11 protein-coding genes and 1 tRNA gene are annotated in these 13,999 nt (G+C 71.9%); 8 read left to right on the top strand and 4 right to left on the bottom strand.

What is annotated here, in order from left to right:
* Positions 1-47 precede the first annotated feature (47 nt).
* From CLV56_RS07820 to CLV56_RS07800, 5 genes are all read left to right on the top strand, one after another.
* Positions 48-1,406: a flavin monoamine oxidase family protein gene (locus CLV56_RS07820; RefSeq protein WP_039350540.1), complete on the top strand. Its 1,359-nt coding sequence runs from the start codon at positions 48-50 to the stop codon at positions 1,404-1,406.
* A gap of 18 nt (positions 1,407-1,424) precedes the next feature.
* Positions 1,425-2,516 (top strand): low temperature requirement protein A, encoded by a 1,092-nt coding sequence (locus CLV56_RS07815; protein ID WP_245857693.1) that lies wholly within the window; start codon positions 1,425-1,427, stop codon positions 2,514-2,516.
* Positions 2,517-2,643: 127 nt separating this feature from the next.
* Entirely contained in the window at positions 2,644-4,785 is a 2,142-nt protein-coding gene (gene tmk, locus CLV56_RS07810; protein ID WP_100414640.1) for a dTMP kinase, read from the top strand.
* A complete protein-coding gene (locus tag CLV56_RS07805; protein WP_039350542.1) occupies positions 4,782-5,939 on the top strand; it encodes a DNA polymerase III subunit delta' in 1,158 nt (385 codons plus the stop codon). The genes tmk and CLV56_RS07805 overlap by 4 nt, the downstream gene beginning before the upstream one ends.
* A 207-nt stretch (positions 5,940-6,146) precedes the next feature.
* Positions 6,147-7,682 (top strand): alpha/beta hydrolase, encoded by a 1,536-nt coding sequence (locus CLV56_RS07800; protein WP_039350704.1) that lies wholly within the window; start codon positions 6,147-6,149, stop codon positions 7,680-7,682.
* A gap of 198 nt (positions 7,683-7,880) precedes the next feature.
* Here CLV56_RS07800 and CLV56_RS07795 read toward each other — a convergent pair whose 3' ends face one another.
* On the bottom strand, positions 7,881-8,291 hold the full coding sequence (locus CLV56_RS07795; RefSeq protein WP_039350544.1) for a pyridoxamine 5'-phosphate oxidase family protein: 411 nt from the start codon (positions 8,289-8,291) through the stop codon (positions 7,881-7,883).
* Entirely contained in the window at positions 8,291-8,566 is a 276-nt protein-coding gene (locus CLV56_RS07790) for a chorismate mutase (RefSeq protein ID WP_039350707.1), read from the bottom strand. The genes CLV56_RS07795 and CLV56_RS07790 overlap by 1 nt, the downstream gene beginning before the upstream one ends.
* A gap of 161 nt (positions 8,567-8,727) precedes the next feature.
* On the opposite strand from CLV56_RS07790, the gene CLV56_RS07785 reads away from it, so the two are divergent.
* Positions 8,728-8,803, top strand: a tRNA-Thr gene (locus CLV56_RS07785).
* 54 nt (positions 8,804-8,857) lie between these two features.
* On the opposite strand, the gene CLV56_RS07780 is transcribed toward CLV56_RS07785, so the two are convergent.
* Positions 8,858-10,312, bottom strand: coding sequence for an MDR family MFS transporter (locus CLV56_RS07780; protein WP_039350552.1), 1,455 nt, complete (start codon positions 10,310-10,312; stop codon positions 8,858-8,860).
* Positions 10,313-10,409: 97 nt separating this feature from the next.
* On the opposite strand from CLV56_RS07780, the gene CLV56_RS07775 reads away from it, so the two are divergent.
* Both CLV56_RS07775 and CLV56_RS07770 read left to right on the top strand, forming a co-directional pair.
* On the top strand, positions 10,410-10,988 hold the full coding sequence (locus CLV56_RS07775; protein ID WP_039350555.1) for a TetR/AcrR family transcriptional regulator: 579 nt from the start codon (positions 10,410-10,412) through the stop codon (positions 10,986-10,988).
* An 11-nt stretch (positions 10,989-10,999) separates the two neighbouring features.
* A complete protein-coding gene (locus tag CLV56_RS07770) occupies positions 11,000-11,518 on the top strand; it encodes a hypothetical protein (RefSeq protein WP_157805106.1) in 519 nt (172 codons plus the stop codon).
* A gap of 25 nt (positions 11,519-11,543) precedes the next feature.
* Here the strand turns inward: CLV56_RS07770 and CLV56_RS07765 are convergent, their stop codons facing one another.
* Positions 11,544-13,862 carry a transketolase-like TK C-terminal-containing protein gene (locus tag CLV56_RS07765; protein ID WP_100414638.1) on the bottom strand — a complete coding sequence of 773 codons (2,319 nt, stop codon included), beginning with the start codon at positions 13,860-13,862 and terminating at the stop codon, positions 11,544-11,546.
* Positions 13,863-13,999: the final 137 nt, after the last annotated feature.

Genomic DNA, 13,999 nt, shown 5'->3' with positions numbered 1-13,999 from the left:
GACCGTCGAGCCTGTCGTGATCGCGACTCGTGCGTAGGATGCACCCGATGGCGAACGTCGACGTGATCGTGGTGGGGGCCGGCGTGAGCGGGCTCGTCGCGGCCGACCGTGTGCGGGCCGCCGGCCGCAGCGTGGTGGTGCTCGAGGCGCGGGACCGCGTGGGTGGGCGGACGTGGACCGAGACCGTCGACGGCGTCGACGACGTGCGGGTCGACTCGGGCGGTGCGTGGGTCGCGCCGGACCAGCGGCTGGTGGCCGCCGAGCTCCAGCGCTTCGGGCTGACGACGACGGCGCAGGCCGGCGTCGGCGACGCTCTCATGCGGCTGCACGGTCGGACGCGGCGCTACCGCGGTGCCGCGGCGACGCTGGACGCCGTCGCGACCGCCGACGTCGCCCAGGCGATGCTGCGTTTCACCGCGGCCGCGAGCAAGGTGTCGCTGGAGGAGCCCTGGCACGGGGACGCGGCCCGTCGCTACGACGCGATGACGTTCGAGACCTGGATCCGGCGGACCTGCCTGACGTCGAAGGGGCGGGACTTCTTCCGCGGCGCGTGCGGGGCGGTGCTCGCGACCTCGCCGTCGAACGTCTCGCTGCTCCACGTGCTGTTCGGCGCACGCTCCGCCGGGGGTCTGGAGCACATGCTGACGACCGAGGGCGGGGCGCAGGACGCCCGGGTCGTCGGCGGGATGCAGCAGCTCGCGCAGCGCCTCGCCGAGCCGATGGGGCGCTGGGTCCGGCTTGAGGAGCCGGTGTCCGCGATCCTGTCCGACGACGACCACGTGACGGTCGACAGCGACTCCGGTGCGACCACGGCGCACCGCGTGATCGTGACGGTCCCTCCGGCGCTGGCCGCGAGCATCGACTACCGCCCCGGTCTGCCGGCGGGGCGCACGATGCTCACACAGCGGATGCCGCACGGCAGCGTGATCAAGATCCACGCCGTCTACCGTCGCCCGTTCTGGAGGGAGCAGGGGCTGTCCGGGGAAGCGATGACGGACCGCGGTCCCGTGTCCGTCACCTTCGACACCTCCGAGCCGGTGGGCGACGGGTACGGCGTGCTGACCGCGTTCGCCGAGGCCGACGACGCGATCGCCCTGGCGGCGTTGTCCCCGCAGCGTCAGCGCGCGGAGGTGCTCGACGCGCTCGCGGACCTGTTCGGTCAGCCGGCCTACGACGTGGTCGCCCTCCAGCTGCGGAACTGGACCGACGAGGAGTGGACGCGCGGGTGCTACGCCGCGCACCTGCCACCCGGGGCGTGGACGCAGGTCGGCACCGCGCTGCGTGCGCCGGTCGGGCGGATCCACTGGGCGGGCACGGAGACCGCGCGTCGCTGGTGCGGGTACGTCGACGGAGCGATCGAGTCCGGTGAGCGCGCCGCGGCGGAGGTGCTCGCCGCCCTGCCGTGATCGCGAGATGCTGAGCGCGTGACGACACCGCTGATCAGCGTCCTGAGACCACGCGATCCCGCTGAGGGGCACCGCTCCGCCACCCCGCTGGAGCTCTTCACCGACCTGTGCTTCGTGGTGGCGGTCGCCCAGGCCGCGACCGCGCTCCACCACGCGGGGTCCGAGGGCCACCTGATCGAGGGCGTCGGGCACTTCGGGCTGGTCTTCTTCGCGATCTGGTGGACGTGGTTGAACTTCGCGTGGTTCGCCTCGGCCTACGACGACGACGGCGCCGCCTACCGCGTCCTCACGCTGCTGCAGATCTTCGGCTCGCTCGTGCTCGCCGCGGGCATCCCCCGCATGTTCGAGGGAGAGTTCGTCCTCGGCGTCGCAGGCTACGTGATCATGCGCCTCGGGCTGGTCGCGCAGTGGATGCGCGCCGCGGCCGGCGACCCGGAGCGCGCCACCACGTGCCGGCACTACGCCGCGGGGATCAGCGCGGTGCAGGTGCTGTGGATCGCGTACCTCTTCGTCCCGCACTCGCTCGACGTGCCGCTGTTCCTCGTGCTCGTCGCCTGCGAGCTCGCGGTGCCGGTGTGGGCGGAGCGCTCGGGGCAGACGCCGTGGCACCCGCACCACATCGCCGAGCGGTACGGGCTCTTCTACATCATCGTGCTCGGCGAGACGATCCTGTCGACGACCGTCGCGATCCAGCAGGCGCTCGACGAGCGCGAGGTCGACGCCGCGCTGGTCGGTGTCGTCGCGGGCGGGGTGCTGATCGTGTTCAGTGCCTGGTGGCTGTACTTCGCGCGGGACTCCGCCGCCTTCCTCAGCCGCGTCCGGTACCTCGGGACCGGCGTCGAGTACCTGTGGGGGTTCGGGCACTACTTCATCTTCGCCGCCGCGGCGGCGCTCGGGGCGGGTCTCGCGGTCCGCGTCGACCACTGGACCCACCACGCGCACGCCTCCGAGGTGCAGACCGCCGCGGCGCTGACGATCCCGCTCGCGGTCCTGCTGGCGGCGCTGTGGGCCGTGACCGTGCGCCCGCACGCACCGTCGGGCGCGGAGGCGGCACGGTACGCGGTCGCGATCGTCGTCGTGCTCGCGTCGACGTACGCAGCGGTGCCGTAGCTGATCAGCGGCATCGTGTGCGTCGCGCTGCTCGTGGCAGAGGTGCGGTGGCCCGGTGAGGAGTCTCCTCGCGACACCGCCGGTGCCGCCGACGCCGACTGACAGGGGCGATCGCTAGGCTGAGCCGGTGGCGTATCACCCCGGGAGCTCCGACGACAACGACGTCAACGGCATCCGCCTGGTGCTCGGCATCAGGGTGTTCCGCCGGTTCTGGGCGGCGCTCGGCGTGGCCTCGCTGGCGGACTGGATCGGCCTGCTCGCGCTGACGGCCTACGCCAACGACATCGCCACCGGCGGCTACGCCGGGAAGAACTTCGCGATCGCGGGCGTCCTGTTCGCCCGGCTCGCCCCCGCGCTCGTCATCGGACCGTTCGGCGGCTACGTCGCCGACCGGCTGGACCGCCGGCTCGTGCTCACCACCGGGCTGCTGCTGCGCGCCGTGATCTTCGCGAGCATCCCGCTGGTCGGGACGCTGTGGTGGCTGCTCGCGGCGACCGTCCTGATCGAGGCCGTCAACGCCGTGTGGATGCCGACGAAGGACGCGACCGTCCCCACGCTCGTGCCGCGGGCCCACCTCGACGACGCCAACCGCCTCAACCTCGCCACGACGTACGGGTCGGCGCTGCCCGCTGCGGCGCTGTTCATCGTGGCGACGACCGCGACCCGCTTCATCGACGGCCTCACACCGGTCGAGCTGCCCGCGGTCGACCCGACCCTCTACCTGGTCGCGATCGCCTTCGCGATCGGAGGCCTGATCTTCCTCGGGCTCCGCGACATGCCCGCCGGGTCGGCGGTGCCGGAGGACGAGCAGGTCGGCCTGTGGCGCACGATCGGCCAGGGCTGGGCGTACGTGTTCCGCACCCCGCTGGTTCGAGGGCTGGTGCTGGGGATCGTGGGCGCGTTCGCCTGCGGCGGGGTCGTGATCGGCCTCGGTCGTGTGTTCGTCGGTGACCTGGGCGCGGGCGACCCGGGCTACGGTCTGCTCTTCGGCTGCGTCTTCCTCGGCCTCGGGCTCGGGATGTGGCGCGGGCCGCGCGTGCTCGAGCAGGTCAGTCGCCGACGGATCTTCGGGGTCGGTCTGATGGGAGCGGGCGTCGCGCTCGCGGTCGTCGCCGTGATCCACAACATGGCGCTGGTCGCGATCCTGGTGACGATCGTCGGGTTCTGCGCGGGGGTCTCGTGGATCACCGGCTACACGCTGCTCGGGCTCGAGGTCGACGAGGAGATGCGAGGGCGCACGTTCGCGTTCGTCGCGTCGCTGGTGCGGCTCGTGCTGTCGGCGGTGCTGGCGGTCGCGCCGCTGGTCGCCGGCGTGATCGGCTCGCACACGATCGAGATGCGTGAGCTGGGGGACTACACCTACACGGGCTCGGAGATCACGATCCTCATCGCCGCGGTCGTGGCGTTCCTCTTCGGCGCGGTCTCGTTCCGGCAGATGAACGACCGGGTCGGGTTGTCGCTGCTCTCCGAGGTCCGCCAGCGCCCGGGACTGGCCCCGGTCTACCCGGAGCACGGGCTGTTCGTCGCGTTCGAGGGCGGTGAGGGTGCCGGCAAGTCGACGCAGGCACGGATGCTGGTCGACGCGCTCCAGGCCGAGGGCTACCGCGTCCTCCTCACCCGTGAGCCCGGTGCGACCGACGTCGGCCGCACGCTGCGCCAGATCGTGCTCGACCCGGCGACGGGCGACCTGTCGCCGCGCACGGAGGTCCTGCTGTACGCCGCGGACAAGGCCGAGCACGTCGACGCGGTGGTCCTCCCCGCCCTCGAGCGCGGTGACGTGGTCGTGTGCGACCGCTACGTCGACTCGACCCTCGCGTACCAGGCGGGCGGCCGTGCGCTCGACCGTGAGGAGGTCGAGCGGGTCGCGCGCTGGTCGACCCGCCAGCTCCGCCCGCACCTGACCGTGCTGCTCGACGTGGACCCGTCGGTCGGTCGGTCGCGCTTCGAGGTGGCCGACCGGCTCGAGGCGGAGCCGAAGGAGTTCCACGCGCGGGTGCGTGACACCTTCCTGGACCTCGCCGAGAGCGACCGCAACCACTACCTCGTCGTCTCCGCCGACCGCAGCGTGGTGGCGATCGCGGACGAGGTCCTCGAGCGCGTGCGCCCGCTGCTGGGCCTCGTGCACCCGGCGATCGCCGCCCGGTCGGACGACGCCGAGCGCACGGACGACGGCGGCCACGGCACGGACGGGTCACGCGGCGACGGCACGGACGGGTCACGCAGCGAGGACGACGGCGGCGAGCGTACGGGCCCGGAGTCGCCGCGATGAGCGTGTTCGACGACCTGGTCGGGCAGGAGGGGGTCGTCGAGACCCTGCGCGGGGCGGTCGCGTCCGCGTCCGAGCGGCTCGAGGGCGGCCGGGGGACCGCGATGACGCACGCCTGGCTGTTCACCGGTCCGCCGGGGTCCGGGCGGTCCAACGCCGCCCGTGCATTCGCCGCCGCCCTCCAGTGCGAGTCCGGGGGGTGCGGCGCGTGCCACGCGTGCCGGACGGCATTGTCGGGCGCGCACCCGGACGTCTCGCTGGTGCGCACGGACGGCCTCAGCATCGACGTCGCGGAGGTGCGCGACCAGGTCCGCCTCGCGGCGATGCGCCCGTCCGAGGGCCGGTGGCAGGTCGTCGTCGTCGAGGATGCCGACCGGTTGACCGAGAAGGCCGCCGACGCGCTTCTGAAGAGCCTCGAGGAGCCACCGCCCCGTACGGTCTGGATGCTCTGCGCGCCGACGTCGGAGGACGTGATCGTGACGATCCGCTCGCGGTCGCGGCAGGTGGTCCTGCGGACACCGCCCGCCGAGGCGATCGCGGCGATGCTGGCCCGGCGCGACGGGATCGACCCGGGCCGTGCGCTCGAGGCGGCGCGGGCCTCGCAGGGCCACGTCGGCCGGGCGCGGGCGCTGGCGACCGACGAGGCGGCGCGCAAGCGGCGAGCCGACGTCCTGGCGATCCCGGGCTCGCTCACGTCGATCGGCGCCTGCCTGGACGCGGCCGCCACGATCAGCGGGACGGCGCAGGCCCAGGCCGACGAGGTGGCCGAGCGGCTCGAGGAGTCCGAGCGCGAGGCGCTGCGGATGGAGTTCGGCGTGGAGGAGCGTGGGCGTCGCCCGGCCGGGTACGCCGGCAGGCTCGCGAGCCTCGAGAAGGAGCAGAAGCGTCGGCGGACCCGGATCGCCCGCGACTCGATCGACGGCGTCCTGCTGCAGCTGCTCGCCTACTACCGTGACGTGCTCGCGACCCAGACCGCGGAGGGGGCGGCCCTGGTCAACGCCGACGTCCAACGCGAGGTGGCCACAGTCGCCACGACCTTCTCGCCCGAGGAGACGCTGGCCCGCATGGACGCGATCCTGACGTGTCGCGAGGCGCTCGACGCGAATGCCGCGCCTCAGCTCGCGCTGGAGAACCTCATGCTCGGTCTGCGCGGCTGACGACCCTTCCGGTGGTCGACTCTCGATCACCCGCTCCGCCCCCCCGCCTCGAGTACCGCCCGAGCGGAGCGAGGCGGAACCGGTGGTCGAGGCCGAGCGGAGCGAGGATCGAGACCCTCACCCTGGGATCGAGACCCTGTGGACAGCGGGCTTCGCCGTCACCGCCCTTCGCATACGGTGGGTGTCGCCGACGACGAGGGGACACACGTGCGGGGACGACGACTGGCGGTGCTGGCCGCAGCGACCGCGATCCTGGTTGCGGGGTGCACCAGCGCACAGGACGCCCGCGGTGGCGACGACCCGACGGCCGCCGCGACCTCGTCGGCCGCCGACGTGCGGACGCCTCCCGACCCGGCGCTCGCTCCCTACTACGAGCAGCAGGTCGACTGGCGCTCCTGCGACGGCGACGAGTGCGCCGACGTCGAGGTCCCGCTCGACTACGCCAACCCCGATGGCGAGCGGATCGCCCTGCGGTTGCGCAAGCACGTCGCCGGTCGGCCCGACGACCGGGTGGGGACGCTGTTCGTCAACCCGGGCGGCCCCGGGGTCTCGGGCGTGGACTACGCGGCGTACTTTCCCCGCGTCGCGGGGGAGGCGGTGACCGACCGTTTCGACGTCGTGGGGTTCGATCCGCGCGGGGTCGGTGCGAGCTCGGCCCTCGACTGCGGCGACACGGCCGAGGTCGACGCGTACGTCGAGACCGACCAGACCCCGGACGACGCGTCCGAGGAGCAAGCGCTGGTCGAGGCGTCCCAGACGCTCGGTGAGGAGTGCGAGCGCGGCTCGGGGGCACTGGCGTCGCACGTCTCGACGGTCGAGGCGGCCCGTGACCTCGACGTGCTCCGTGCGGTCGTCGACGACCAGGCGCTGCACTACCTGGGTGCGTCGTACGGCACGAAGCTGGGCGCGACGTACGCCGAGCTGTTCGCGGACCGCGTCGGTCGGATGGTGCTCGACGGCGCGATGGACCCGACGCTCGACTCGGAAGGGGTCAACCTCGGGCAGGCCGAGGGTTTCCAGACGGCCCTCGAAGCGTACGTGGCGGACTGCGTCGAGACCGCCGGGTGCCCGCTCGGTGAGGACACCGACGCGGGGCTGGAGGAGATCGGGGACCTGATCGCGTCCCTGGACGACGACCCCCTCCCCACCAGCGACCCGGACCGTCCGCTGACCGAGGCTCTGGGTTTCTACGCCGTCGCGTACCCGCTGTACAACGAGGCGTCCTGGCCGGTGCTGACCGAGGCGCTGGCCGACGGGCTGGACGGCGACGGGGACACGATGCTGTTCGTCGCCGACCAGTACCTCTCGCGCGGCTCCGACGGCTACACGGACAACTCGACCGTGGCGTTCCCGGCGATCTCGTGCCTGGACGACACGGGCGACGTGTCGCTCGACGAGGCGCGGGAGTCGCTCGCGGAGTTCGAGGACGTCTCCCCCGTTCTCGGACGGTCCTTCGCATGGTCGGCGGTCGGGTGCTCGACGTGGCCGATGGAGGCCACGGAGCCGGCTCCGGAGATCGATGCCGCCGGAGCGCCTCCGATCCTGGTGGTCGGGACGACCCGCGACCCGGCCACCCCGTACGCCTGGGCCGAGGCGCTCGCCGACCAGCTGGACTCGGGTGTGCTGGTGACCCGGGACGGCGACGGGCACACGGGATACGCGGCGGGCAACGGCTGCGTCGATGCTGCAGTTGACGAGTACCTCGTGGACGGTACGGTTCCGGAGGACGGACTCGAGTGCTGAGGTTCGTCAACCCCTGACCCGGGTCGGGCGCGCGCTCCCCCGTCCGCGCCCGACCCGGCCCCCCCTGCAGACCCGTTCGTCGAGGCGCGAGCGGAGCGAGCGATCGAGACGCCCTTCCCGTTCGTCGAGGCGCGAGCGGACCGAGGCGCCGTTCCCGTTCGTCGAGGCGCGAGCGGAGCGAGCGATCGAGACGCCCCTCTACTCCACGGGGCGCAGGTTCCCCAGGACCCGCTCGACGTCGATGACGATCGCCACGCGCGTCGCGTTCTCGCGGGGCTGGCGATAGCGCCGGGCGTACCGCGCGACGGCGTCGGCGATCTCATCTGCGTCGCGGGTGACCCGCGCGATCCCGAACAGCGTGACCCACTGCCCGCCGTCGACGTGGTTGACCGCGACCGGAGCACCGTCCGGCCCGGCGGACTCGACGGTGCGGACCTTCACGGACCCGTCGCGTGTGATGACACGCGCAGTCCGGGTCTCGGCGTCGTACGTCACCCCGACCGGAACGAGGTGGGGGGTCCCGTCGGGTCGCACGGTCGCGAGGGACGCGAGGTGGTACTCGCCCATGAAGGCGACCAGTGCCGGATCGTCGAGGTCGAGGCGTGCCATCAGCCGCGGAACGCCTCGTGGTGCCGGATGACCTCGCTGATGATGAAGTTCAGGAACTTCTCCGCGAAGGCGGGATCGAGATCGGCCTCGACGGCGAGCGACCTCAGCCGTTCGATCTGTCGAGCCTCTCGGTCCGGGTCGGCCGGTGGGAGGTCGTGCGTCGCTTTCAACCGGCCCACGCGCTTGGTGCACTTGAACCGCTCGGCGAGCATGTGGACGAGCGCGGCGTCGATGTTGTCGATGCTCGAACGCATCTCCTCGAGCTCGGCGAGCACAGCCGGATCGGGGGACGGTGCGGACGGCTCGTCGGAGCGGTTCGCTCGCGGATCCTGTGCTTCGCTCACGCTGCCCGAGTCTAGGTCCACCCGGCTTTGAGAGCGGTGTGGCCCCTCGGCTACACTCGACTCCGGTCCGCGGGCGATCCCTGCGCGACCGCGCCGCTTTAGCTCAGTCGGCAGAGCGTCTCACTCGTAATGAGAAGGTCGTCGGTTCGATTCCGACAAGCGGCTCCAGACCGGGAAGGTCCTGATCAGCATCTCCGCTGAACAGGACCTTTCCTCGTCCCGTCAGGCGGTTGCTCGCACGATCTGCTTCCCCGGCAGCAGGCAGCTGAGAGGGATCGCGACGAGCGCGGCCGCGGCGGCTGCCCAGAAGGCGATGTCGAACGCGGCGACCAGGTCGTGTCCGCTGACGATCACCTGCTGGAGCACGACGGCGAAGATCGCGGTGCCGAAGGATCCACCGAGCTGCTGGGTGACCCGGGTGATGATGCTCGCGGAGGGGACCTCGTGGTGGTCGAGTCCGACGAACGCGGCACTGGTGAGCGGGACGGTGACCAGCCCGAGGCCGAGTCCGCGGACCAGCAGGACTGCACCGAGGAGCCAGTTGCTGGTGTCGGAGCCGACGTACGCGAACGGGATGGTCGCGGCGGCGATGATCGCGAACCCGGTCAACGCGACGAAGCGCGGGCCGCGCTCATCGGTCAAGCGGCCGGCCGGGGTGCGCGACAGGAGCGCGCCGACGCCCTGGGGGATCAACAGGAGCGCGGTGTCGAGTGCGTCGAGCCCTTGGACCTGCTGCCAGTACAGCGGGAGCAGCAGCATGGCGCCGTAGAGAGCTGTGCCGACGAGGAAGCCGAGCGCGGAGGCCGACGCCAACGGGCGGTGCCGCAGCAGGCGCAGGTCCACGAGGTTGTCCTTGGCACGACGCAGGCCCCGTACGGCGAACGCCGTGACGAGCGCAATCCCGGCCAGCAGCGGGACGAGGACCTCGGCGCTCCCGAACCCGTTCTCGGGGACGACGGTCAACGCGTAGATGAGGCCCGTGACGCCGGGGGTGAGCAGCGTCAGGCCGACGACGTCGAGGCGGGCGGTCGGGTCAGGTGTGTCGCGGGGGACGAACGTGATCGCGAGGAGGGCTCCGATCACGCAGAAGGGGATGTTGATCAGGAAGAGCCACGGCCAGGAGGCGACCTCGAGGATCAGGCCGCCGAGGACCGGCCCGAGGATCGGTCCGAGCGCGGCCGGCAGCCCGACGACGGCCATCACGCGGCCGAGGTTGTGGCCGCGGGCGGCCTGCATGATGAGCGTCGTCATGAGCGGGATCAGCACACCGCCGCCGATGCCCTGCACCACGCGGAACGCGATCAGGCTGGTGGCGTCCCAGGCGATGGCGCAGAGGATCGAACCGAGCATGAAGACGAGCAGCGCGGCGATCCAGAGCTGCTTGCCGCCGAAGCGTCGCTGCGCCCATCCGGTGATCGGGATCGTGGCGAACAGCGCCAGGAGGTAGCCGGTGCTGATCCACTGGATCGTGGCGAACGACACCTCGAACTGAGTGCTCAGGTCGTGCAGGGCGATGCTGATGAGCGTGGTGTTGAGCACCACGGCGAACCCGCCGACCAGCAGCGTCATCGCGAGGCGCCAGACGTCGGCGGGGATGCCGCCACGCTCGGGTGCGGCGACGTCGGCGACGGCGGTCGGCGCCGGCCCTGCGTCGTCGGGTGCGAGGGGTGTGGTCATGGTGCGCGCCTCCTTGTAGATACTGAATCGTTTCTTAAAGGCACGCTACGCTCGCGTGTTAAGATACGCAACAGTTTCCTAGTGTGAGGTGCGAGACGTGACGAGACGCCGGGGCGAGGAGCTGGAGAGGGCGCTGCTGGATGCTGCATGGGCCGAGCTCGCCGAGCGGGGCTACGCCGCCTTCACCGTCGACGGCGTCGCCGAGCGCGCCGGCACCAGCAAACCGGTGCTCTACCGGAGGTGGGCCGACAAGCAGGAGCTGACGCGCGCGGCCGTCCGCCATGCGATCGACCAGCTGCCGCGGCACGAGCCCGACACCGGGAGTCTGCGCGGCGACGTGCTCGCCAGCCTCCGCTACGCGAACGAGACCCGGGTGGAGTTGGTCGGGCTGATCAGCGCCCAGCTCGGGGCCTTCTTCCACGAGACGGAGACTCGCCTCGTGGACCTGCGATCGGAGACGCGACGCGAGGACAGTCCGTGGGGGATCGGGCAGCCGATGTTCGTCCGCGCGCTCGAGCGGGGCGAGGTCGACCCGGAACGCCTGACCCCGCGGATCGCCGCGCTGCCTCTCGATCTGTTCCGCAACGAGGTGCTGAGCACGCTGCGGCCGGTGCCTGAGCCCGTGCTCGAGGAGATCGTCGACACGATCTTCCTGCCGCTGGTGACCCCGAGGTGAGGAGAGCAGGAGTGCGCAGACCCTCGGCGGGCGCTGTTACGCCGCACATGAAGGGGCTGGCGGTCGAACGCCTCCGTGAGCGCATCTACGTGACGTTCACGTCGATCGCTGTGCTCTACACGCTGAGCCTGCACGCCGAAGGGCTGTCGCCGGGGTCGGTCGCCGCCACTCTGGCGATCACCGGGATCGGCACCGTCCTGGCGACCAGTGCCGCCGAGGTGATCGCCCATGTCTTCGTGTACGGCGAGTCGCTGTCGCGCGAGCACCTGGGCCGCATGACGAAGGTCGCTGCCGGGGCGCTCTCCGCACTCGTCGTCCCGATCCTGGTCATCGTCCTGGCGGGCTGGGACTGGTGGGACCTCGACACGGCGCTCACGGTGTCGGTGGACGTCCTGGTCGTCACGCTTGCGCTGATCGTGTGGTCCGGGGTGCGCCGGACCTCCGCGTCGCCGTTCCGCAAGGTGCTGGCGGTGCTGTCGCTGTCGGTCCTGGCGCTGGTCGTGATCGCGTTGAAGAGCGTCGCCCACTAGCCCCGGAGCTCGGACTCAGGTCGGCTCACAGCAGGTCGAGCCCCGCCGCGACCACGCTGTCCGCGTCGATCCCGTGGTGGCGGTAGACGTCGTCCAGGTCACCGGACTGGCCGAACCGCGTGACGCCCAGGTGCTTCGCCCGCACGCCGTTGATGCCGGCCAGGAACGCGAGCGTGTGGGGGTGACCGTCGAGCACCGTCAGCAGTGGCGCGGCTCGATGCGCGGGAAACGCGGCATCGAGGACCCAGGTCGGTGCGTCACCGCTGCCCGCACGGGCCTGCACCGCGTCGAAGAGCAGGCCCGGGCTGGTCACGCACACGACGTCGACGGCGGTGCCCCCGGCCTCGAGCCGCTCGGCGGCGGCGAGCGCCTCCGGCATCATCGCTCCCATCGCCGCGATCGTGAGGGCGGGCGTGTCCTCGGTGCGGCGGATCGGGTACGCGCCCGCCACCGCCTGTCTGCGTCGGCGCTCCCGGGCGGCCGGGTCGGTGGGAACGGCCGCGAGCTTCTGGTCGACGGGACGGGTCGACAGCCGCAGGTACGCCGAGGTGCCGTCGGGCCGCCCGATCTGCGCCATCGCGGCGAGCAGCGTCCACTCGACGTCGATCGCGAACGCCGGCTCGTACGTCGTGCAGCCGGGCTGCTCGAGGCCGACCGACGGGCTCGTGATCGACTGGTGCGCCCCTCCCTCGGGGCCGAGGGTGACGCCGGACGGGGTGCCGACCAGGATCGACTGGCCGCCGGCGTAGATCCCGAACGACCACGGCTCCAGCGCCCGCTCGACGAACGGGTCGTAGAGCACCCCGATCGGGATCAGTGGCTGACCCCACCGGCTCCAGGTCGCCCCGAGCTCGCCGAGCAGGCCGACGAGGTTGACCTCGGCGATGCCGAGCTCGACGTGCTGGCCGGTTGGCTGCTCGCGCCAGTGCAGGATCGTCTCCGGGTCGTCGTCGAACCAGTCGCGCCGCTCGCTCGACGACCAGACGCCGACCTTGTTGACCCAGCCGCCGAGGTTCGTCGACGAGGACACGTCCGGTGAGAGCGTCACGACCCGGCTCGCGGCCTCCGGAGCGCTGCGCGTGAGGTCGAGCAGCGTACGACCGAGCGCGGCCTGCGTCGTCGCGCGCCCCGACGGCGTACGACCGAAGTCGGTCGGCAGGGTCGGCGCCGGGACGGAGGGCACGGGGGTCCGGTGGAGCCGTGCGGCTGCCTGCTCGCACAGCAGGCCGGCCTTCGACGTGCTGTCGAAGCGCTGCCACGGCGCGTCCAGCGAGGTGCCGCTGACCTGTGCCAGGTCGCGCATCTGGGCCTCGTTGAGGAGCGAGGAGTGGTTCTGCGGGTGGCCCTCCGACGACAGGCCGCGGCCCTTGATCGTGTACGCGAAGATCACGGTCGGCCGGTCGTCGGCGATCGCGTCGAACGCGTCGGATACGGCCGAGAGGTCGTGGCCGCCCAGGTTGCGCACCGCCGCGTACAGCGTGTCGTCGTCCAGCGTCGCGATCAGGCGGCGGATCTCCTCCGCGCCTGCGCCGTCGCCGGGCAGACGCTCGCGCAGCTGCTCGGGCGTGCAGCGGAGCAGGCGCTGGTACTCCGGGTTGAGCATCGTGTCGATCCGCGTCCGCAACGCGTCGCCGCCCGGGCGGGTGAAGAGGTCCTCGAGGATGGCGCCGTACTTGATCGTGAGGACCTGCCAGCCCGCCGCCTCGAACATGCCCTGCAGCCGGGTCGCCCCGATGTTGGGCACGACGCGGTCGAGCGACTGGCGGTTGAGGTCGACGATCCAGCAGATCTCCCCGAGGTCGGTGACCATCGGGTCGAGGATCGCCTCCCAGATCGCGCCCTCGTCGAGCTCGGCGTCGCCGAGCAGCGAGTACTGCCGGCCCGAGCCGACCACGGGCTCGCGGGAGGCGACGTAGCGCCGGGCGAGCGCGCCCCAGATCGGTGCCGTCGCGCCGATGCCGACCGAGCCGGTGGAGTAGTCGACCGGATCGGGGTCCTTGGCGCGGCTCGGGTAGCTCTGCAGCCCGCCGAAGGCGCGCAGGGTCGTGAGGTACTCCTCGTCGAGCTCGCCGAGCAGGTAGTTGATCGCGTGCAGGACCGGTGACGCGTGCGGCTTGACCGAGACCCGGTCCTCGGCACGCAGGTGCTCGAACCACAGCGCGGTCATGATCGTCGTCATCGACGCCGACGACGCCTGGTGGCCGCCGACCTTGAGGCCGCTCTCGTTCGGTCGGACCCGGTTCGCGTGGTCGATGATCGCCGTCGAGAGCCACAGGACCCGCTGCTCGACCTCGCGGAGGGTCGCCAGGTGATCGTCCTTCGTCTCGGCAGCGGGATTCGTCATCGTTCGTCACCATCCGGGTCGCGCGGCGGTCGTACGGGGTAAGTGTCGTTCACCTCGGGGGGTCGAAGCACGGCGGGCGCGTCCCGGATCGTCCTCGCGCGCCTCGGTCACCCGTACGAGTCCCTGGTCGTCCGCAC

It is taken from the genome of Mumia flava (assembly GCF_002797495.1).
Lineage (GTDB): Bacteria > Actinomycetota > Actinomycetes > Propionibacteriales > Nocardioidaceae > Mumia > Mumia flava.
The sequence above is the reverse complement of the archived record's forward strand: the minus strand, read 5'-3'. Positions and strand labels throughout refer to the sequence as shown.

Excerpts from the sequence above, each read along its gene's own strand:
- CLV56_RS07780 (WP_039350552.1), bottom strand. The coding sequence starts at position 10,312 with ATGACCACACCCCTCGCACCCGACGACGCAGGGCCGGCGCCGACCGCC.
- CLV56_RS07820 (WP_039350540.1), top strand. The coding sequence starts at position 48 with ATGGCGAACGTCGACGTGATCGTGGTGGGGGCCGGCGTGAGCGGGCTC.
- CLV56_RS07765 (WP_100414638.1), bottom strand. The coding sequence starts at position 13,862 with ATGACGAATCCCGCTGCCGAGACGAAGGACGATCACCTGGCGACCCTC.
- CLV56_RS07795 (WP_039350544.1), bottom strand. The coding sequence starts at position 8,291 with ATGGCACGCCTCGACCTCGACGATCCGGCACTGGTCGCCTTCATGGGC.
- CLV56_RS07805 (WP_039350542.1), top strand. The coding sequence starts at position 4,782 with ATGAGCGTGTTCGACGACCTGGTCGGGCAGGAGGGGGTCGTCGAGACC.